Source organism: Pelagibacterium sp. 26DY04 (genome assembly GCF_031202305.1).
Lineage (GTDB): Bacteria > Pseudomonadota > Alphaproteobacteria > Rhizobiales > Devosiaceae > Pelagibacterium.
This window is the reverse complement of record NZ_CP101731.1, coordinates 1,262,550-1,282,567: the sequence shown is the minus strand read 5'-3', so window position 1 is coordinate 1,282,567 and position 20,018 is coordinate 1,262,550. Positions and strand designations below refer to the sequence as shown.

At 63.3% G+C, this 20,018-nt stretch carries 19 protein-coding genes; 17 read left to right on the top strand and 2 right to left on the bottom strand.

What is annotated here, in order from left to right:
* The first annotated feature begins 114 nt into the window (after positions 1-114).
* The 4 genes from NO932_RS06065 (at position 115) to NO932_RS06050 (ending at position 4,488) form a co-directional block, all read left to right on the top strand.
* Positions 115-948, top strand: a complete 834-nt coding sequence (locus tag NO932_RS06065) for a DUF1206 domain-containing protein (protein WP_309210197.1) — start codon at positions 115-117, stop codon at positions 946-948.
* Entirely contained in the window at positions 945-1,667 is a 723-nt protein-coding gene (locus tag NO932_RS06060) for a phosphatase PAP2 family protein (RefSeq protein WP_309210196.1), read from the top strand. Before NO932_RS06065 ends, NO932_RS06060 begins: the two co-directional genes overlap by 4 nt.
* Positions 1,668-2,540: 873 nt before the next feature.
* Positions 2,541-3,110, top strand: coding sequence for a TRAP transporter small permease subunit (locus NO932_RS06055; RefSeq protein ID WP_309210195.1), 570 nt, complete (start codon positions 2,541-2,543; stop codon positions 3,108-3,110).
* On the top strand, positions 3,103-4,488 hold the full coding sequence (locus NO932_RS06050) for a TRAP transporter large permease subunit (protein WP_309210194.1): 1,386 nt from the start codon (positions 3,103-3,105) through the stop codon (positions 4,486-4,488). The genes NO932_RS06055 and NO932_RS06050 overlap by 8 nt, the downstream gene beginning before the upstream one ends.
* Positions 4,489-4,545: 57 nt before the next feature.
* Here the strand turns inward: NO932_RS06050 and NO932_RS06045 are convergent, their stop codons facing one another.
* Positions 4,546-5,145: a class I SAM-dependent methyltransferase gene (locus NO932_RS06045; RefSeq protein ID WP_309210193.1), complete on the bottom strand. Its 600-nt coding sequence runs from the start codon at positions 5,143-5,145 to the stop codon at positions 4,546-4,548.
* 111 nt (positions 5,146-5,256) lie between these two features.
* Positions 5,257-6,360: a TRAP transporter substrate-binding protein gene (locus NO932_RS06040; protein ID WP_309210192.1), complete on the bottom strand. Its 1,104-nt coding sequence runs from the start codon at positions 6,358-6,360 to the stop codon at positions 5,257-5,259.
* A 270-nt stretch (positions 6,361-6,630) separates the two neighbouring features.
* On the opposite strand from NO932_RS06040, the gene NO932_RS06035 reads away from it, so the two are divergent.
* From NO932_RS06035 to NO932_RS05975, 13 genes are all read left to right on the top strand, one after another.
* The gene (locus NO932_RS06035) at positions 6,631-8,007 is read left to right on the top strand and encodes a cache domain-containing protein (protein WP_309210190.1); all 1,377 of its coding nucleotides are present in this window, start codon (positions 6,631-6,633) and stop codon (positions 8,005-8,007) included.
* 1 nt (position 8,008) lies between these two features.
* Entirely contained in the window at positions 8,009-8,644 is a 636-nt protein-coding gene (locus NO932_RS06030; protein WP_309210189.1) for a response regulator transcription factor, read from the top strand.
* 111 nt (positions 8,645-8,755) lie between these two features.
* Positions 8,756-9,349, top strand: a complete 594-nt coding sequence (locus tag NO932_RS06025; RefSeq protein WP_309161946.1) for a nutrient deprivation-induced protein — start codon at positions 8,756-8,758, stop codon at positions 9,347-9,349.
* A complete protein-coding gene (locus tag NO932_RS06020; RefSeq protein ID WP_309161947.1) occupies positions 9,346-9,771 on the top strand; it encodes a phage holin family protein in 426 nt (141 codons plus the stop codon). Before NO932_RS06025 ends, NO932_RS06020 begins: the two co-directional genes overlap by 4 nt.
* Positions 9,771-10,805: a DUF3618 domain-containing protein gene (locus tag NO932_RS06015; RefSeq protein ID WP_309210188.1), complete on the top strand. Its 1,035-nt coding sequence runs from the start codon at positions 9,771-9,773 to the stop codon at positions 10,803-10,805. The genes NO932_RS06020 and NO932_RS06015 overlap by 1 nt, the downstream gene beginning before the upstream one ends.
* A gap of 7 nt (positions 10,806-10,812) precedes the next feature.
* The gene (locus NO932_RS06010; protein ID WP_309210187.1) at positions 10,813-11,808 is read left to right on the top strand and encodes a YihY/virulence factor BrkB family protein; all 996 of its coding nucleotides are present in this window, start codon (positions 10,813-10,815) and stop codon (positions 11,806-11,808) included.
* A 92-nt stretch (positions 11,809-11,900) separates the two neighbouring features.
* Positions 11,901-13,022, top strand: coding sequence for a microcin C ABC transporter permease YejB (locus tag NO932_RS06005; protein ID WP_309210186.1), 1,122 nt, complete (start codon positions 11,901-11,903; stop codon positions 13,020-13,022).
* Between the two features lie 3 nt (positions 13,023-13,025).
* The gene (locus tag NO932_RS06000) at positions 13,026-14,120 is read left to right on the top strand and encodes an ABC transporter permease (protein WP_309210185.1); all 1,095 of its coding nucleotides are present in this window, start codon (positions 13,026-13,028) and stop codon (positions 14,118-14,120) included.
* 55 nt (positions 14,121-14,175) lie between these two features.
* Positions 14,176-14,409 (top strand): hypothetical protein, encoded by a 234-nt coding sequence (locus NO932_RS05995; protein WP_309210184.1) that lies wholly within the window; start codon positions 14,176-14,178, stop codon positions 14,407-14,409.
* Between the two features lie 9 nt (positions 14,410-14,418).
* Positions 14,419-14,874 (top strand): PIN domain-containing protein, encoded by a 456-nt coding sequence (locus NO932_RS05990; protein ID WP_309210182.1) that lies wholly within the window; start codon positions 14,419-14,421, stop codon positions 14,872-14,874.
* A complete protein-coding gene (locus NO932_RS05985) occupies positions 14,871-16,493 on the top strand; it encodes an ABC transporter ATP-binding protein (protein WP_309210181.1) in 1,623 nt (540 codons plus the stop codon). Before NO932_RS05990 ends, NO932_RS05985 begins: the two co-directional genes overlap by 4 nt.
* A gap of 68 nt (positions 16,494-16,561) precedes the next feature.
* Positions 16,562-18,412: an extracellular solute-binding protein gene (locus NO932_RS05980; RefSeq protein WP_309210180.1), complete on the top strand. Its 1,851-nt coding sequence runs from the start codon at positions 16,562-16,564 to the stop codon at positions 18,410-18,412.
* Between the two features lie 11 nt (positions 18,413-18,423).
* On the top strand, positions 18,424-19,689 hold the full coding sequence (locus NO932_RS05975; protein WP_309210179.1) for an FAD-binding oxidoreductase: 1,266 nt from the start codon (positions 18,424-18,426) through the stop codon (positions 19,687-19,689).
* The last annotated feature ends 329 nt before the right edge of the window (positions 19,690-20,018 follow it).

Genomic DNA, 20,018 nt, shown 5'->3' with positions numbered 1-20,018 from the left:
CAGCACTGGATGGAGGAGACAAGCTGAATGCATGGCAGGGGAACGCCGCCCTCCATCGTCTCGCCACGGAACAAAACCCCCGCTCCTGCCTTGTGATCCCAACAACAAAGAGGGATGGCCTTGGTCGGAACGCGCAACACATTCGAGATATTGGCCCGGGCGGGGTATGGCGCCAAGGGAGTCGTCTATCTTTTGCTCGGCGGGCTCGCCTTTTCCTCGGTTCTGGTCGGCGGTTCGGGCGAGGACAGCCCCGAAGGGGCGCTTTCGCGACTGCTCGGGGCCCCCATGGGCCGGGCGGTGCTGGGCGCCATCGCCGTCGGGCTTGCCGGCTACGTCCTGTGGCGGCTCGCGCAATCGCTGCTTGATGCCGACGACAACGGCACCGATGCCACGGGGCTCCTCACTCGGGCCGGTCAACTGGCGAGTGCCGTTGCCAACAGCGTGCTGGCCGCAACGGCTGCGGGACTTGCGCTCAATGGCGGGGGCAGTGGCGGATCGGATTCCTCCAGTATCATCGCCATGGTCATGAGCCAGCCATTCGGACAATGGATGGTGGGCGCGATCGGCGCGACCTTCATCGGCGCGGGGATCGCCCAGGTTTATCGCGGGGCGGTACGCGACTATGAGGATCGCATAACCATCCCGGCGCGCTTCAAGCCCGTGCTCGATCCCGTCTGCCAGTATGGACTGATCGCTCGCGGGGCGCTTTTCGTCATCATCGGCGGTCTTATCATTTTCGCCGCGATCACCGTTTCGCCCGAGAATGCGGGCGGGCTGCGCGATGCGCTGGACTGGCTGCGCAGCCAGCCCTACGGCGCGGCGCTCTACGGGTTGATGGCGGCGGGGTTGGCCGCCTATGGAGCCTATGCCATCGTGCAGGCCTTCTATCGGCGCATGGATCCGCCCGATGCCAACGACGTCAAACGCATGATGCCGGGGACGGCATGAAATCCGACATCTTCAAACGCTACATTTCGGAAGGCAACATCCGCCGGGTGCGGGAATTCGTGGTCACCGAATATGCGGTGCTGATCGCCATCGGAATTGCGAGCGCGTTTGCCTTCGGCTTCATCCAGGTTGCCGACGAGGTGACGGAGGGCGAAACGCACGACCTCGACATCGCCATCCTTGAACTGTTCAGGGCGGCGGGCGATCCGAGCCAGATGATCGGCTCGTTCTGGTTCCGTGAAGCGGTGCGCGACATCACGGCGCTCGGAAGCGTTTCGGTGCTCACGCTGATCGTCGCGAGCGTCATCATCTTCCTGCTCATGACGCGGCAGGCGCACGCGGCGCTGCTGGTCGCGGTATCGGTGATCGGGGGATCGATCCTTTCGACCTTCCTCAAGAATTTCTTCGACCGGCCGCGTCCCGAATATTCAGCGATCACCGAGGCGCTTTCGGCGAGTTTTCCCAGCGGCCATGCCATGCTGTCGGCGGTGACCTACCTGACGCTCGGGGCGCTGCTGGCGCGGCTGTCGCAGAGGTGGCGGGTGAGGATCTTCTTTTATGGCGTCGCCATAATTCTCACTGTGCTGGTGGGCATCAGCCGTGTCATGCTCGGCGTCCATTACCCTAGCGACGTGCTGGCGGGATGGGCGCTGGGGGCGGCGTGGGCTCTTGGGGCAACGGCGGTCGCCTCGTTTCTGCGGCACCGGGGGATGGTGTAGGGCGCGGCGGGGGTTATTCAGGCGTTGGTGGGTGCGCAAGCTCAGCACACCCCTCATCCGCCCCTTCGGGGCACCTTCTCCCTCAAGGGGAGAAGGGTAAAGGGGGCGGACATCGGGGTTGAAGCTCATGGCTGGCTCAGCGCCCCCCTCATCCGACCGCTTCGCGGCCACCTTCTCCCACCAGGGGAGAAGGGTAACGGGGCAAACACGGGGCGCAGGTGAAAGGGTCGAGGCGAGTGCAGGGTTCCTGGCTTCTCTCAGGAGCATGCCTCAGGAGCCCCCTTCTCCCCTGGTGGGAGAAGGGACGGGGATGAGGGGGGCTCAGCATATCAGCGGCAACCGTGGGGATTGCTGAAGCGCAGCGCACCCCTCATCCGCCCCTTCGGGGCACCTTCTCCCTCAAGGGGAGAAGGGTAAAGGGGGCGGACATCGAGGTTGAAGCTTTCGGCTGGCTCAGCGCCCCCCTCATCCGACCGCTTCGCGGCCACCTTCCCACCAGGGGAGAAGGGTAAGAGGGGCAAACGCGGGCGGGCGCAGGGTTCCTGGCTTTTTTTCAAGGAGTATGCCTCAGCCCCACTTTCTCCCCAGAGGGGGACGAGGGGGCTAAGCATGTCAGCGGCAACCATAGGGATTGCGCCACCGACACGATTGGCCAAAGGGCGGCTCGAAGTCTCCCTCAAAGGGAGAAGAGTAACGGGGGCAAACGGGGCGCAGGGTGAAGGGGTCGGGCACGCATTGGGGAAGTGCTACCCACTTTTACGGGCAAATGTGCGGTTTTGATCCGAGGGACCCGCGGCGGACGTTGCAGTTTGCCTATCGCCGCACTAGCGATACACTCGATAAAAACACATTCTTCCCCGGGAGGAGGAGCTAATGCGTGCGCTCGCACTTGCGGTGCAGGCCATAGGCGGCCTGAACCGGCTGGTCGGCAATGTATTCTCTTGGTTGGCCGTCGGCGTGGTGGCCATCTGTTTCATTGTCGTCGTCCAGCGCTATCTGTTTCACACGACCTTTCTCTGGATGCAGGACCTTTATGTCTGGCTCAGCGGGGCGATGTTCACCGCCGTGGCCGGATTTGCGTTGTTCCGCGACGATCATGTGCGGGTGGATATCCTCTATCGCCCGGCATCGACGCGCACCAAGGCGATCTGCGATATCGTGGGCGTGCTGATCTTCCTGTTTCCCTTCATGTTCGTGGTGTGGACCTGGGGCCTGCCCTATGTGCAGCGCTCCTGGAGCTTTTACGAAGCCTCCCAGAACATCGGCGGGATGCCGGGGCTGTTCGTGCTCAAGACCTTCATCCTGGTCTTTGCCGTGCTGATCGCCCTGCAGGGCGTCTCGATGATCGCGCGGGCCATCCTGGTGCTGGCCGACAAGGAAGACCTGCTGCCCCCCGCCTACCGCTATCCGGTCGAAGCCGAGGAGGAAATGCCCAGTGTCTAGCGTTCTCATCGGCGAGATTCTCTCGGGCCTTTTGTTCTTCGGCGTCATCGGCTTTCTGCTGCTGGGCTTTCCGGTGGCCTTCACGCTGGCCGGCACGTCGCTGATCTTCGGGGCAATCGGCTATTTCTTCGGCGTGTTCGACTTCTCGAACATGGGCAACCTCATGGGCCGCTATATCGGCTACATGACCAACGAAGTGCTGGTCGCCGTTCCGCTCTTCATCTTCATGGGCGTGATGCTGGAGAAATCCAAGATCGCCGAGCAATTGCTGCTCACCATGGGCAAGCTGTTCGGGCGCCTGCGTGGGGGCCTGGGCATTTCGGTGATCGTGGTGGGCGCGCTGCTGGCGGCGTCCACGGGCGTGGTGGGCGCCACCGTGGTCACCATGGGGCTCATCTCGCTGCCGGCGATGCTGCGCGCCAATTACGATCCCAAGCTCGCCTCGGGCGTGATCTGCGCCTCGGGCACGCTGGGGCAGATCATTCCGCCCTCGACGGTCCTGATCTTCATGGGCGACATGCTCTCCTCGATCAACGCGCAGGTGCAGATGGAGCTGGGCAATTTCGCGCCGGTTCCCGTGACCGTGGGCGACCTCTTCGCCGGCGCGTTCATTCCGGGGCTGCTGCTGGTCGGGCTCTACATCGTCTACATGATCTACAAGGCGATCACCCAGCCCGAGAGCTGCCCGGCAACGCCGATGACCGACGAAGAGCGCAAGGGGATCGTCAAGGACGTGATCGTGGCGCTGGTTCCGCCGCTGGTGCTGATCCTTCTGGTGCTGGGCTCGATCCTCACCGGCATCGCGACGCCGACCGAGGCCGGTTCGGTGGGCGCGGTGGGCGCCACGATCCTCGCGGCGCTGCGCTGGAGGCTGTCGTTCCGCGTGTTCCGCGAATGCGCTATGGCGACGGCGACGATCACCTCGATGATCTTCATCATCCTGTTCGGCGCTTCAGTGTTCTCGATCGTCTTCCGCGTGATGGGCGGGGACAATTTGGTGCACGAATTCCTGGCCAACCTGCCGGGCGGGGCCATCGGGGCGATGATCGTCGTGATGCTGATCATGTTCGTGCTCGGGTTCATTCTCGACACGTTCGAGATCATCTTCATCATCATCCCGATCACGGCGCCGATCCTTTTGGCGCTGGGCGTCGATCCGATCTGGCTGGGCGTGATGGTGGGCGTGAACCTGCAGACGAGCTTCATGACGCCGCCCTTCGGGTTCTCGCTGTTCTACCTGCGCGGGGTGGCGCCGAGCCGGGTGACGACGGGGATGATCTACAAGGGCGCCCTGCCCTTCGTGGTGCTGCAGATCATCGCGATAGCGCTGCTGTTCGTGTTCCCGCAGCTCATCACCTGGCTGCCGTCGATCAATTAGTCTTTTGCTGGTCGCGCTTCCGAACCGGATAAGTGGGACCACTTATCCTGGAAGCGCTCAACGATCGAACACCAGCCAGGTCCAGACAACGCCGGCCGCCCGGTTCGCCTTTTGCAGCGAACCGGCGGCCTGGCGCGAGAGGAGGACGAGGCCGGCGCAGGCGGCGGCGTCGAGGATGGCGTCCACGTCGATGTCATGGACCTTGCGGTCAGGATGTCCCGGGCCGTGGCGCAGCGAGAGGATGAGGCGACCGCCGGGCGTGGCCAGGCGGTAGAGCGTATCGATGGAGCGGATCTGATCGGGCGGGGAGAGATGCTGGAGCATGGCCAGGGCGAGGACGAGATCGTAAGCCCTGCCCTCGGCCATCACCGCCGGAAGCTCGGGCAGCCTGTCGTCGCGCCATTTGACGTTTCCGGGCATTCGGCCGGCGGCCTCGCGGAAGGCGGCGACGGGTTCGACGGCGACGACGCTGTGGCCCTGGGCGTCAAGCCAGCGCGCTTCGGTGCCGATCCCTGCCCCGATATCGATGATCGTAGCGGGCATGGGTGGCAGAAACGCCCGGACCGGAGCCAGGTGAGCCTCGGGATCGATATCGCCGTAGCGGTCGATCAGCTCCGGGGCGGCGGATGCATAGCCTTCGATAGCGCCTTGGGACATGTCCGAAAGCCTCGTTATCGTCGTTGATACGAGGGATAAGCCGAGTCGATGACAGAAACAAAAAGGCCGCGGAGGTGATCCGCGGCCTTCTCCTATGATGTGCGTCTTCGATCAGTCGAAGGAGATGTACTGCTCGCGGGCGCGCAGGAACAGGGTGTCGGTGCCGTCTGTCTTCTGGCGCACGACGTTGAAGGCCGCAACGAAGCTTTCGGCAACGCGCCGGGTGAGATCGTCACCGCCCTCGCGGATTTCGGCGAGCAGTTCCATGGACGCCTGGGCGCCGGCTTCGAGGATTTCCTCGGGGAACTGCTGGACGACGACGCCATGGTCGTTGACGAGCGTCTGGAGGGCGCGCGGGTCGTTGGCGGCGAAGTCGGAGGCGACTTCGTCATATTCGGCCTGGCAGACGAAGCGGACGATGTCCTGCAGATCCTGGGGCAACTCCTGGTACTTGGCCTTGTCGACCACGAGTTCGGTGGCCAGACCCGGCTCGACGAAGCTGGGGAAGTAGTAGTTCTTGGCGATCTGATAGAAGCCAAGCGCCAGGTCGTTGTAGGGGCCGACGAATTCGGCGGCATCGAGGGTGCCGTTCTGGAGCGCGGCGAAGATGTCGCCGGCGGCGAGGTTGGTGACCGATGCGCCCAGGCGCTCCCACACCTGGCCGCCAAGGCCGGGGCTGCGGAAGCGCAGGCCCTGCACGTCGGAAACGCCGGTCAATTCGTTGCGGAACCAGCCGCCAGCCTGGGTGCCGGTATCGCCCGACAGGAAGCCCTGAAGGCCGAACTGGTCGTAAATCTCGTCCCAGAGTTCCTGCCCGCCCATGTGGCGCACCCAGGCGGCCAGCTCGCGGTTGGTCATGCCATAGGGCACGCCGGTGTAGAAGGAGAGACCCATGGACTTGTTCTGCCAGTAATAGGCAGCGCCGTGGCTCATTTCGGCCGAGCCGTCGATGACGGCGTCAAGCGCCTGCAGGCCGGGGACCATTTCGCCGGCGGCATAGACCTGGATGGTCAGGCGGCCGCCCGAAGCGGCGGTGATGCGGTCGGCAAGGCGCTGGGCGCCGACGCCGAGGCCGGGGAAGTTCTTGGGCCAGGTGGTGACCATGCGCCAGTTGATATTGCCCTGAGCAATGGCCGGAGCGGCCAGAGTCGTGGCAGCCGCCGCGGCACCCGCAGTCGCCGCGCCGGCCTTCTTGAAGAAGTCGCGTCTTTTCATCAATTTCCTCCCAATGGTGCTTTTGCACCGATTAGAAAACGGTTAGAGCCTGCGCCTCGAGAGCCGCCACCGTTTTCGAGCGCATCGTCGAAGCGCGAGCAAAACAGACCGTATTTGCCCGCCTCCGTCGAGGCCCCGCTTCCCATGGTTACAGGCTTTATCGCCAAACACTACCCACTATTACGCAGGAAATGGTATTGGGTTGGCTGCTGGCGCGGTTACAGCCGGTGCGCGGCTGGTAAAAGTCGTTGAGGAGGAGGGCTTTAGCCCATGCAGTTGAGGCATCAGATTCTGGCGCTCGCCACCGTGCCGCTGATCCTGGCGATCGTTGCGGTGACATGGCTCATCACCTGGCAATCGACCAATCTGGCGCGGGCCAGTATCGACACGTTCGAGCGCAACATGCTGCAGGCCAAGCAGGACGAGTTGCTGAACCTCACCAATCTCGCGCTCTCGGCCATCGACGGCATCTATGCCAATGCGGGGCCCGAAGACGAAGAGGCCAAGGAACAGGTCAAAGCCATTCTCAACGCGCTCGACTATGGCGAGGACGGATATTTCTTCGTCTATGACTATGACGGGGTGAATGTCGTCCATCCGCGCCAGACCTACCGGCCGGGGCAGAACTGGCTCGACCTCTACGACCCCAATGGCGACAGGGTGATCTACAACCTTATCGAAAAGGCCAAGGAAGGCGGCGGGCTGCATCAGTATCTATGGGAAAAGCCCTCCGCCGGGGTGATGGCCGAGAAGGTCTCTTTCGCCGTAGGACTGGACAAATGGGAATGGATGCTGGGCACCGGCGTCTATCTCGACGACGTCTACGCGCAAACCGCCGCCGCGCATGAGGATCTGCGCAAGACCATCAATTCGACCTTTCTGACCGTGGTTCTGATCGCGGTGCCGGCGGTGCTTTTGGTCTTTGCCTGGCTGATGGGCCTCAACCTGCATGAGCGGCGGATGGCCGACCACAAGCTCAAGGAGCTGACCCAGCGCGTGATCGACACCCAGGAAGAGGAGCGCACCCGCATCGCGCGAGAACTCCATGACGGGATTTCGCAAATCCTGATCGGGGTGCGCTATGCGATCGACCTGGCGCGGCGCAAGGTGGAAAGCGGGGCCGAGGGCGCGCCCGAGGCGATCGGAAAAGGCGCCGATGCGCTCAACGGGGCGATCAAGGAGGTGAGGCGCCTCTCCCACGACCTGCGCCCAGGCGCGCTGGACGATCTGGGACTTTCGGCGGCGCTCGAGGCGCTGATCCACAATTTCGCCGAGCGCACCGGCATAAAGGTTTCGCTCGAGGCGGTCGCCTTCAAGAACATGCTGCTGCCCGAGGCGCGCACGGCGCTTTATCGGGTGGCCCAGGAAGCTCTCAACAATATCGACCGCCATGCCGCCGCCACCGAAGTCACCATTGCGCTGTCCAGCCCGCATGGGCGAGTGCAGATGGTGATCACCGACAATGGCAAGGGCTTTTCGAGCGACAACGACCGCAAGGGCGGATTGGGCCTGCGCAACATGCAGGAGCGCATGGCCCATTTCGGCGGCAGCATGCTGGTGGAAACCTCGCCCAGCGGAACGACGCTGCGCGCCCTGCTGCCCAAATCGGTCTTCATACGTCAACCAAGACTGGCGGAGGTGGCATAGCATGGAGGCCCCCATCAAGGTGCTGCTGGTCGACAACCATCCGCTGGTGCTCGACGGGCTCAAGGCGATCCTTGAAACCTACGACCACATCGACGTGGTCGGCGCCGCGCCATCGGCACGGGCGGCACTGGAAATCGCCAGGACCGCCGAGCCGGACGTGGTGCTGATGGACATCAACATGCCTGAACTGAACGGGCTCGATGCCATCGAGCTGTTCAAGGAGCAATCGTCCGCGATCAAGCTTTTGATGCTCTCGATGCACGACAGCCGCGAATACATCTCGACATCGGTGATGTACGGAGCGTCGGGCTATATCCTCAAGGACGTCTCGACCGAGGAGATCATCGAGGCCATCGAGACCGTCGCGGCCGGGGGAACGTTCTTTTCGACGGGAGTGTCCGACGTGCTGCTCGAACGCAATGCCCAGCGCAGCAAGGCCAAGGCGCTGACCACGCGCGAGCAGGCGATCCTGCTGCTGATCGCGGCGGGAAAATCGAACAAGGACGTGGCGGCCACTCTCGACATCTCGGCACGGACCGTGGAAACCCACCGCAAGAACATCAAGAAAAAGCTCGGTATCGCCACGACGGCAGGGCTCACGCGCTATGCCATTGAAAATGGCCTCATCGGGAACTGAGGCCCTGCCCTAAACACCTGACATTCCAAAATGCTTCCGCAAGCACGTTTTGGAACACTCCGGGCGAGAGCGAATTAGCCCCTCATCACCGAGCAACACGGGAGATCGAGGATGGCAAACCCAACAGCCCCCAATGGCGACGGTCCCGCCACCGACGCGATCCGCAAGGATGCCGAGACGATCAAGCAGACGGCGCGCGAGGATTTCAGCGAGATCAAGGACCGGGCGCGCAAGGATTTCGAAACGGTCAAGCGCGAAGCCAAATCCGAATTCGAGCATATGCGGCACGAGGCGGGCAGCTATGCCGAAGGGCAGAAGAACTACGCCGCCGACCAGCTTTCGGGCATAGCGTCGGTCTTCGAGCGGGTTGGCAACGAAATGCGTTCGGGCGAACAGCCCTGGGCCGGCCGGTATGCGGGCGACATCGCCCAACGCATCGAAGGGTTCGCCGACAGAGCCCGCCACAGCAGTCTCAATGAAATCGTGGGCGATGTGGAGCAGTTCGGACGGCAGCGTCCCGGCGCGTTCCTGGCCACCGCCGCGCTTTTGGGTTTCGCGGCCAGCCGGTTCCTCTCCGCCTCGTCCAGCCGCCGGCGTCCCTCCCAATATTCCGGCAGCGCCTATCGCGGCGACCCCTATTACGGGAACGGACAGGGCTATGGCACCACCCGTTCCAGTGGATCGAACGACGGAGAACAATCATGAGCCATGCTGGAGAACACAGCGAAACCCGCACCCTGGCGAGCATGGTCAAGGGCCTGGTTTCGGACGTTTCGACACTGTTCCGCCAGGAGATCGAACTGGCCAAGACCGAGGCCAGCGAGCGCATGGAAAGCGCGGTGCATGGCGGCCAGATGCTGGTCATCGGCGCCATACTGGCGATCGGCGCGCTGGGCGTCTTGCTGGCCGCAATCGTCGCCCTGGGCACCGCCCTGCTGGTGAACATGGGCATGGACGAGATGACCGCAAACATCATCTCCGCCGTCGTCGTCGCCCTCATCGTGGGGCTGATCGGCTGGATGATGATTTCCTCGGGCGTCAAGCGGCTCAAAACCTCCAATTTCAAGCTGGAGCGGACCGCCCATTCGCTGTCTGAAGATGCCAATGTCGTAAAGGAGAGGCTCTAATGGCGCGCCATCACAAGTCATCCGACGAAATCGAACGCGAGATCGAGGCGCGCCGCGCGCGCATCGAACAGCGGGTCGACCAGATCACCTCTCGCCTGTCCCCCGGCCAACTGGTGGACGAAGCGCTCCGCTTTACGCGTGAAGGTCCGGGCGCCGATTTCACCCGCAACCTGGGCCGCAGCGTCGTCAACAATCCTCTTCCCGTCGCCCTGATGGGCATGAGCCTTGCCTGGCTGGCGGTGCAATCGAACATGCCCCGCCGCGAGCATTACGAAGACGGGTACGACGCCGACGCGATGTACGGACGTTACGAAGTGGACGAGGAGGACTACCCCGTCGCCACGATCCAGGGCCGCACGCTGCAGCGCGTGGGCGTCATCGAGAGCGATGAAGGACGGCACAGCGAGTTCACCGACGATGCCGGACGCAAGTTCAAGGCGTTGACCAGCGATGCGGGCCACAGGGCCGGCCACTTCGTCGACGAGTCGGGACGCATGTTCCGTGGCTTCATCGATGAAGCCGGGCATCGGGTCAGCGACTTCCGCGACGAAGCGGGCAACCGCATGCATCAGGCGAGCGGCTGGGCGTCTCACACCTGGCGCAAGGCGGGTGAAAACGCTTCCCGGCTCGGCGAGCGGATGCGTCACGGCGCCGACCGGATGGGCGCCCAGGCCCAGCACGCCGGCGACAGCCTGCGCCGGCAAGGCAGCCATGCCGCTCACATGGCCGACGATTTCATCCACGAGCAACCGCTGGTCAGCGGAGCGATAGCCTTTGCCATGGGCGCATTGTTCGGCGGTGCCCTGCCCCATACGCGGCAGGAAGACGAGATGTTCGGCGAGGCGGCGGACTCGGTCAAGGATCGCGCGGCACACGAGGCCGAGCATCTCTACGACCGTGGCCGCGAGGAAGCCGCACACCTGCACGAGCAGGCGCGGGAAGTGGCCGGACGCGCCTATGGCGACGCCAAGGACGCGGCGCGCGGCGCAGCCGACACCGCCAAGGCCGAAGCGGACAAGATAACCCATCACTGAGAGCGCCATGAGCGGGCAGAGCAACGGAACGGCGTCGACCACACCAGCCGATCTGGGCGCTGCCCGACAAAAGGGCCGCGGGCGCGAGGCGGATGCTCCTAACGCCTTGCCCCCGCGAGCCTGGCGGGAACTCCTTGGCCGCGTATTCGCCGATATCGGGCGCGACCGGGTCATGCTGCTCGCGGCGGGCGTGACCTTCTACCTTTTGCTGGCCCTGGTGCCGGCGCTCACGGCCTTCGTCGCCATATACGGGCTTTTTGCCGATCAAAGCACGGTTCTCGATCACATCAGCCTGCTCGAAGGCATCGTGCCGGCCGGCGGGCTCGACATTTTACGCGAGCAATTGCAGCGGCTGGTCAGCGAAGGCAACACGGCGCTGGGCTGGACGCTGGCGATCTCGCTGGCCATCGCGCTCTGGAGCGCGAGCGCGGGGATCAAGGCAATGTTCGAAGCCATGAACATCGCCTATGAGGAGGACGAGGATCGCGGCTTCATCAAGATCAGCGCGCTGGGGCTGGCGTTCACCCTCGGCATGGCGGTTGCGGCGGCGCTGTCGCTGGCGGCGGTTATCGTCATGCCGGCGCTCGTCGCCATACTGCCGATCGGGCCGGCGGTGAGCTGGCTGGTGCGGATCCTGAGCTACGTCCTTTTGGTCGCGGTCCTGGTGGTGGGGCTCGCCGCGCTCTACCGCTGGGGGCCGGCGCGACAGCAGGCGCGCTGGCGCTGGATCACGCCCGGCGCGGCGGCTGCGGTCTTGCTGATGATCGTCGCCTCGCTCATCTTTTCGTTCTACGTGGCCAATTTCGGCAATTACAACGCGACCTATGGCTCGTTGGGGGCGCTGATCGGGTTTTTGACCTGGATGTGGATTTCGATCACGCTCGTCATCATGGGCGCCGAACTCAATTCGGAACTCGAGCACCAGACCGCCCGCGACACCACAACCGGCGAAGAACGCCCCATGGGTGAACGCGGCGCCTATGTGGCCGACACGATAGGGTGAAGGCCAACAAACCCCCTTGCCGTTTGTGACAAAGCCGCCATGCTGACAGGTTAGTGACTCGTTAGTGACTCGCGTAACCTGCCGGAGCCTCGATGGCGGCCTATATCCTGCGACGCCTGCTGTTGATGATCCCGACCGTGTTCGGGATCATGGTGGTGTCGTTCCTCGTCATCCAGTTCGCGCCGGGCGGGCCCGTGGAGCAGGCGATCGCGCGCTATTCGGGGATGGAGACCTCCGCGCTTTCACGGGTGACGGGTGCTGCCGAGGGCGATTTCGCCGGGCAAGGCACGGTCGGTGCGACGGCGGCCGAAGGCTCTGGCGGCCAACAAGGCGCCTATCGCGGCGCGCGCGGGCTCTCGCCCGCCTTCATCGCGCAGCTCGAGGAGCAATACGGGTTCGATAAGCCCCCGCTCGAGCGGTTCTTCTCGATGATCTGGGACTTTCTGCGCTTCGATTTCGGGGAATCGTACTACCGCGACATCTCGGTGATCGATCTGATCGTCGAGAAGATGCCGGTCTCGATTTCGCTGGGCTTTTGGATGCTGCTGATCTCCTACGGCATCTCCATCCCGCTGGGGATCGCCAAGGCGGTGCGCGACGGGACGCGGTTCGACATCTGGACCTCGGGCGTGGTGATCGTCGGCTATGCCATCCCCGGGTTCCTGTTCGCCATTTTGCTGATCGTGCTGTTTGCGGGCGGCAGCTTCTGGTCGATCTTTCCCCTGCGCGGGCTGACATCGGCCAATTTCGCGTCCATGCCGTGGTACAGCCAGATACTCGATTATGCCTGGCACATGGCACTGCCGATCGCAGCGATGGCGATCGGGGCGTTCGCGACCTCGACGCTGCTGGTCAAGAACTCGTTCCTCGATGAAATCCGCAAGCAATATGTGACCACGGCTCGGGCCAAGGGGCTGACCGAGAACCGGGTGCTCTACGGGCATGTGTTCCGCAACGCCATGCTGATCGTGATCGCCGGATTTCCTGGCGCATTCATCGGGGCGTTTTTCGGGGGATCGCTGCTGATCGAGACGATCTTTTCGCTCGACGGGTTGGGGCTCCTTGGGTTCCAGTCAGTGCTCAACCGCGATTACCCGGTGATCTTTGCCACCCTCTACATCTTCTCGCTGGTGGGGCTGATCCTGGGGCTGATCTCGGACCTCACCTATATGTGGATCGATCCGCGGATCGATTTCGAGACGCGGGAGGTCTGAGGGATGGCGCTTTCGGCGATCAACCGGCGCAGGCTCGCCACGTTCAAGCGCAACAGGCGCGGCTATGTCGCGTTCTGGATTTTTGTGGCGCTGTTCATCGTGACGCTATTTGCCGAGGCGATCAGCAATGACCGGCCGCTCATCGCCTATTACAAGGGCGAATTGCTGTTTCCCGTGGTGGTGGATTATCCGGAGACCAAATTCGGCGGCTTCCTTGCGGTGACGCAATATCGTTCCTCCTTCATCCAGAACGAAATCGAGGACAATGGCTGGATCGTGTGGCCTCTGTTCCGCTTTTCGCACCAGAGCGTCGATACGCTGCTACCCGGACCCGCGCCCACCCCGCCAAGTTGGCTGATGAGCGCGGAGGAAAATTGCGCCCGCTACCCGCAAGGGGTGGACGATCCCGGATGCGTCCTGGGCAACATGCATGTCCTTGGGACGGACGATCAGGGGCGCGATGTCCTTGCGCGGCTGATCTATGGATTTCGCATCTCGGTGTTGTTCGGGCTGACGCTGACCGTTCTTTCCTCGGTGATCGGCGTGGTGGCGGGCGCCGTGCAGGGGTATTTCGGCGGTTGGACGGACCTCATCTTCCAGCGCTTCATCGAAATCTGGACCTCGATCCCCACCCTCTACCTGCTGCTGATCATATCGAGCATTCTGGCGCCCAGTTTCTGGGTGCTGCTGATCATTCTGCTGCTGTTTTCCTGGGTGGCGCTGGTGGGCGTGGTGCGCGCCGAGTTCCTGCGCGGACGGAACTTCGAATATGTGAACGCGGCACGGGCGCTGGGGGTGGGGAACTGGACGATCATGTTCCGGCACCTCTTGCCCAACGCAATGGTCGCGACGATCACCTTCATGCCGTTCATCCTGGGCGGCTCGATCACGACGCTCACCTCGCTCGATTTCCTCGGCTTCGGCATGCCGCCGGGCTCGCCCTCGCTGGGGGAATTGCTCGCGCAGGGCAAGAACAACCTCCAGGCGCCCTGGCTGGGCTTCACCGGCTTTGCGGTGATCTCGGTGATGCTCAGCCTCCTGGTCTTTGCCGGCGAGGCGGTGCGCGATGCTTTCGACCCGCGCAAGACGTTCGCATGATGGGAATGGGCGCAGAAAGGGACTATATTGGCGGCGGTTGCCGATGGAGCGTGCGATGAACAAGATCGTCCTTGAACATTATCCGGTGGACAAGCTGCCCGAGGATTTGCAGAGGGCGGTGAGACCGGCGACATCGGTCAGCCTTACGCTCGTTCCCGAAGAAACGGTGAAATCGCTGGCCGACATCAAGAAATCCGCCGATGCGATAAGAGCACGGCCAGGGTTCAAGCCCGTCGCGCCGCAAGAGGCCGTCGACCGCATTCGCGACCTGCGTAACGAGTGGGACTGACCGGACCGCATGAGGCTTTATCTCGATGCCAATTTCTTCATCGAAGCCATCGAAGGAGCCGGCGCGGTACGAGAGGCGTGCCTGGGGCTTCTCGATCTTGGGGAAGCCAATCCCGGCTTGCTTGTTACCAGCCATCTGACGCTGTCGGAAGTCCTCGTGCATCCGTTGCGCGAGCGGGCGGACGAACTTGCTCAAATCTACAAGGACCTCATTGCCGATAGCGGCCGTCTTGCTGTTTCAGACCCCGACCGTACGATTTTCGTCGAAGCGGCTTCGGTGCGAGGCGTACAGCATGCAATCAAGCTTCCCGATGCCATCCATTTGGCGACGGCCCGCGCGCTAAAGTGCTCGCATCTGGTTTCCGGCGACGGAAGGCTTAGGTCGGCGGCGGAAAAGTCAGATATCAACGGTATTGACCTCGATCAACTCGAACCGCTGCTGACGGCAATCGAGGCCACGTCTTGACCTCCTCTCTCCTCTCCGTCCGCAATCTCGATGTCACTTTCCGGCTGGAGGATCGGGAGATAGATGCCGTTAGGGGAGTGAGCTTCGATATCGCGCCGGGCGAGACGTTGGCTTTGGTGGGGGAGTCGGGGTCGGGCAAATCGGTGACCGCGCTTTCGGTGCTCAGGCTCCTGTCCTATCCGGCGGCGTTCCATCGCCGGGGCGAGATCGTGTTCAAGGGGCAGGACCTGCTCGGGGCAGATGACAAGACGCTGCGCAAGGTGCGGGGCAATGCGATTTCGATGATCTTTCAGGAGCCGATGACCTCGCTCAACCCGCTGCACACCATCGAAAAGCAGGTGAGCGAGGTGCTCTCGGTGCATCTGGGCATGGGGCGGACGGCGGCGCGCAGGCGAGTGCTTGAAATGCTCGACGCCGTGCGCATTCCCGATCCGGCGTCGCGGCTCGAGGCCTTTCCGCACCAGCTTTCGGGCGGGCAGCGCCAGAGAGTGATGATCGCCATGGCGCTGGCATGCGAGCCAGACCTTCTGATTGCCGACGAACCGACCACGGCGCTGGACGTCACCGTGCAGGCGCAGATTCTCGATCTGCTCAAGGATGTGCAGCGCCGGATGGGCATGGCCATGCTGTTTATCACCCACGATCTGGGCATCGTGCGGCGCATGGCCGACAAGGTCTGCGTGATGCGCGATGGCGAAATCGTCGAGCGGGCGGAGACGGCCGAACTCTTCGGCAATCCCCAACACGGCTATACGCGCCAACTGCTTTCGAGCGAGCTGGCGGAACCGCCCCCGCCGCCGGCTGTCGGAGCGAAACCGATCATCGAGGTCGATGACCTCAAGGTCTGGTTTCCGATCAAGCGGGGCCTGTTCAAGCGGACGGTCGGGCATTTCAAGGCCGTGGACGGCGTGGATCTCGTGGTGCGTGAGGGCCAGACGCTGGGCGTGGTCGGCGAATCCGGATCGGGCAAGACCAGCCTGGGCCTGGCCATGTTGCGGCTGATCTCCTCAAAGGGCCGCATCGTCTTTCTGGGCGAGGACATCCAGGACAAGCGCTCACGCGCCATGCGCCAGCATCGGGCGGACATGCAGGTCGTGTTTCAGGACCCCTATGGTTCGCTTTCGCCGCGCATGAGCGTGGGCGACATCATTGCCGAGGGGCTGGCGGTGCATTTCCCGCGCGTTTCGGCGCGGGAGCGCGATGAGCGCGTGAAGGCGGTGCTGGGCGAAGTGGGGCTCGACCCAGAGACGCGGCATCGTTATCCGCATGAATTTTCCGGCGGGCAGCGCCAGAGGATCGCGATTGCGCGGGCGCTGGTGCTCGAACCCAAATTCATGATCCTGGACGAGCCCACATCGGCGCTGGATATGAGCGTGCAGGCCCAGATCGTCAAACTCCTGCGCGATTTGCAGACCCGGCACGGGCTCACCTATGTGTTCATTTCCCACAACCTCAAGGTGGTGCGGGCCATCGCCAGTGAGGTGGCGGTGATGCACGAAGGGCGCATCGTCGAATTCGGCGCGACCGAAGCGGTCTTTGCCCATCCGCGGGAAGATTATACGCGAACCCTCCTGGCCGCCGCGCTGGATGAAACTCTGGCCGCGAACACCAAAAGTTAGGTGTTCACTCTGGCGCAAACCGATTTAAGATCAACGCATTCGGCATCGTCTCGGTAGGATGGACGCAAATGAAAACGCTCAGCATGACCTTAGCTTTTGCGATCGTCGTGGCGGCCGGAACGCCGGCCCTTGGGCAGGACGGCGAATGGCGGCACGCGCTGGCGCTGGATGCCGAGCCGAAATATCCGGCGGGGTTCGAGATGTTCGACTACGTCAATCCCGACGCGCCCAAGGGCGGGACGGTGCGGATGTCGGCGCTCGGTGGTTTCGACACCTTCAACCCGGTGCTGCCGCTCGGCGAGGCCGCAGGTGGGCTGGGGCTGGTGTACGAAACGCTGATGACGCCGAGCGGAGACGAAACCTCCGTAAGCTACGGGCTTCTGGCCGAAGCGGTCCGCTATCCCGACGATTTCTCCTCGGTCACCTTCAGGCTCAATCCCGACGCGCGCTGGCAGGACGGCGAGCCGGTGACCGCCGAGGACGTGTTGTGGAGCTTCGAGACGGTGATGGAGCTTTCACCGATCTATTCGGAGTATTACGCGCCGGTCGAGGACGCACAGATCACCGGCGAGGGCGAAGTGACGTTCACCTTTTCCGAAACCGGAAACCGCGAACTGCCCTACATCATGGGCCAGCTCATGGTGTTGCCGCAGCACTGGTGGGAAGGCGAGAATGCCGACGGCCAGCCGCGCGACATCGGCGCCTCGACGCTCGAATTGCCCATGGGTTCGGGACCTTACGAACTCACGAGCTTCGATGCCGGCCGGACGGTGACCTACACCCGCGATCCCGACTATTGGGGCATCAACGAGCCGGTGAATGTCGGAACGCACAATTTCGACGAGTACCGGTTCGAGTATTTCCGCGACCTCACCGTGGCGTTCGAGGCCTTCAAGGCCGATGAGTTCGATTGGTGGATCGAAAACATGGCGCGTCGCTGGGCCACCGCATACAACTTTCCCGCCGTCGAGGACGGGCGCGTCGTGCGCGAGGAATTCGAAGAACCCTACCGCGCAGCCGGTCTGATGGTGGGCTTCATCATGAACCTGCGCGACCCCAAGTTTGAAAATCCGCTGGTGCGGCAAGCGATCAATTACGCTTTCGATTTCGAAGAGCTCAACCGCACCATGTTCTACGAACAGTATCAGCGCATCGACTCGTTCTTCTACGGCACGGAACTGGCGGCGCCCGACGGACCGCCGCAGGGCCTGGAACTCGAGATTTTAGAGGAAGTGCGTGATCTGGTGCCAACCTCGGTGCTCGAGGGCGAATACACTAATCCCGTGGGCGGGAGCGAGGATGCCCTCCGTGCCAATCTGCAGGAGGCGCTGCGCCTGTTCGGTGAGGCCGGCTACACCCTCAACGGTACCCAGCTTGTCGATGCCAACGGGCAGCAATTCGGTTTCGAGATCATGCTCAATGGGCCGACCATCGAACCGATCGCTCTGCACCTGGCCCAAAACCTCAATCGGATCGGTGCCAATGTAACGGTGCGCAGCGTGGACTCGGTGCAGTTCGTCAATCGTCTGCGCAGCTTTGACTATGACGTGGTTTATCAGGGCTGGACCCAATCGCTTTCACCCGGCAACGAGCAACGCTACTTCTGGGGGTCGTCCTCGGTCGATGAAGAAGGATCGAGCAATTATGCCGGCGTCTCCGATCCGGGCATCGATGCGCTGATCGAGAGGGTCGTCATGGCGCCCGACCGCGATTATCTGGTGGCGGCGACACGGGCTCTGGATCGGGTTCTGCTCGCCCACCATTTCGTCGTGCCCAGCTATACCCGGGCAGCCTACCCAACGGCCCGCTGGAATCGGTTCAGCCATCCCGAAACGCTGCCGGAATATGAGATCGGGTTCCCCTCCATCTGGTGGTGGGACGAGGACAAGGCGGCGGCTACCGGCGGCAATTCACGATAGGACAGAACACTATGGCTCAGGACGTCCTGGTCATCGGCGCCGGCATCGTCGGCATTTCCACGGCCATCCATCTGCTGCGGCGCGGACGCAGCGTGTTGCTGATCGACAAGAACGAGCCGGGCAAGGAGACCTCGTTCGGCAATGCCGGCATCATCCAGCGCGAAGGAGTGCGCCCGCACGCATTCCCGCGTGACCTGGCAACGCTGATGCAGGTGGGGCTGCACCTATCCACCGCCGCCCGCTACGATCCGCTCGCCCTGCCCCGCTTCGCGCCGGCGCTGCTGCGCTATTGGTGGGAGTCCTCGCCCAACCACTATTCCCATGTGGTCAAGAGCTACGCGCCGCTGATCGGGCGGTCGATCGAGGAGCATGCCGACCTCATCGCGGCGTCAGGGGCCGAGGACCTGATCGTCAAGAAGGGCTGGTTCCTGATCTTTAGGACCGATCATGCGCTCAAGGAGGAAGCGGCAAAGGCCAAGTCCGATCTCGAACTCTATGGCATCAACCACCGCGTTGTGGACGGCGCCGAGTTCGCGCAGATCGAACCCGACCTCAAGGAGAAGCTGGCCGGGGCCATTCACTGGACCGACCCTTGGACGGTGCGCGATCCGGGCGCGCTGGTGGCCAAATATTTCGAGCTCTACAAATCCATGGGCGGGCAATTCCTCGCCGGAGAAGCCAAGGGGCTGGAACAGGACGGCGAAGGCTGGTCGACGTCCGTGAGCGGCACGCGCCACAAGGCGCGCGAGGCGGTAATCACGCTCGGGCCCTGGGCGCCGGAGGTTCTCGATCCCCTGGGTTATCGGCTGCCGCTGTTCGTCAAGCGCGGCTACCATATGCATTACGGCGCCCAGGGGGATGCCAAGCTCAACAACTGGATGATCGATGCCGAGGTCGGCTATTGCCTGGCGCCGATGGAAAAGGGCATCCGGCTGACCACGGGTGCCGAATTCGCGCTGCGTGACGCCGCGCCCACGCCCATTCAGCTCGGCCGCGCCGAAAGGACGGCGCGGGCGCTGTTTCCGCTCGGCGAGCGGCTGGACCCGCACCCCTGGAAGGGTGCCCGCCCCTGCACGCCGGACATGATGCCGATCATCGGGCCGGCGCCCCGGCATCGCGGGCTTTGGGTGGGGATCGGGCATGCCCATCACGGCTTCACCCTCGGGCCGGCGACCGGACATCTTCTGGCGCAAACGATGACGGGGGAAAAGCCGGCGATCGACATTACCCCGTTCGCGATGGATCGTTTCGTGGGGACGTATTCGGGCCGGGGTTAAGTCTCTGGCCAAGGCGTATGCGGAAACTCGGCGCACCCCTCATCCGACCCGGCTTCGCCGGCCCACCTTCTCCCTCATGGGGAGAAGGGCAGAACGGGCAAGCGCCGCGAGGCGGGTGCGCGAATGGTAGGACGAGGAGGCGCTGAGCCTCAACATCCACCACAGCGGCCGTTGATATGCTGAGCCCCCCTCATCCCCATCCCTTCTCCCACCAGGGGAGAAGGGGGCTCTTGAGGAAGCGCTGGGACATGCACAAGCACTGCATTCGCGTTTGTCGTTCTCCCCTGGTGGGAGACGGTGGCCCGAAGCGGCGGATGCTGAGGTGGCGG

Coding starts and splice junctions, on each gene's coding strand:
- NO932_RS06055 (WP_309210195.1), top strand. CDS start 2,541: ATGCGTGCGCTCGCACTTGCGGTGCAGGCCATAGGCGGCCTGAACCGG.
- NO932_RS06030 (WP_309210189.1), top strand. CDS start 8,009: ATGGAGGCCCCCATCAAGGTGCTGCTGGTCGACAACCATCCGCTGGTG.
- NO932_RS05980 (WP_309210180.1), top strand. CDS start 16,562: ATGAAAACGCTCAGCATGACCTTAGCTTTTGCGATCGTCGTGGCGGCC.
- NO932_RS06025 (WP_309161946.1), top strand. CDS start 8,756: ATGGCAAACCCAACAGCCCCCAATGGCGACGGTCCCGCCACCGACGCG.
- NO932_RS06020 (WP_309161947.1), top strand. CDS start 9,346: ATGAGCCATGCTGGAGAACACAGCGAAACCCGCACCCTGGCGAGCATG.
- NO932_RS06060 (WP_309210196.1), top strand. CDS start 945: ATGAAATCCGACATCTTCAAACGCTACATTTCGGAAGGCAACATCCGC.
- NO932_RS06000 (WP_309210185.1), top strand. CDS start 13,026: ATGGCGCTTTCGGCGATCAACCGGCGCAGGCTCGCCACGTTCAAGCGC.
- NO932_RS06005 (WP_309210186.1), top strand. CDS start 11,901: ATGGCGGCCTATATCCTGCGACGCCTGCTGTTGATGATCCCGACCGTG.
- NO932_RS05975 (WP_309210179.1), top strand. CDS start 18,424: ATGGCTCAGGACGTCCTGGTCATCGGCGCCGGCATCGTCGGCATTTCC.
- NO932_RS06040 (WP_309210192.1), bottom strand. CDS start 6,360: ATGAAAAGACGCGACTTCTTCAAGAAGGCCGGCGCGGCGACTGCGGGT.
- NO932_RS05990 (WP_309210182.1), top strand. CDS start 14,419: ATGAGGCTTTATCTCGATGCCAATTTCTTCATCGAAGCCATCGAAGGA.
- NO932_RS06010 (WP_309210187.1), top strand. CDS start 10,813: ATGAGCGGGCAGAGCAACGGAACGGCGTCGACCACACCAGCCGATCTG.
- NO932_RS06065 (WP_309210197.1), top strand. CDS start 115: ATGGCCTTGGTCGGAACGCGCAACACATTCGAGATATTGGCCCGGGCG.
- NO932_RS06045 (WP_309210193.1), bottom strand. CDS start 5,145: ATGTCCCAAGGCGCTATCGAAGGCTATGCATCCGCCGCCCCGGAGCTG.
- NO932_RS06015 (WP_309210188.1), top strand. CDS start 9,771: ATGGCGCGCCATCACAAGTCATCCGACGAAATCGAACGCGAGATCGAG.
- NO932_RS05995 (WP_309210184.1), top strand. CDS start 14,176: ATGAACAAGATCGTCCTTGAACATTATCCGGTGGACAAGCTGCCCGAG.
- NO932_RS06035 (WP_309210190.1), top strand. CDS start 6,631: ATGCAGTTGAGGCATCAGATTCTGGCGCTCGCCACCGTGCCGCTGATC.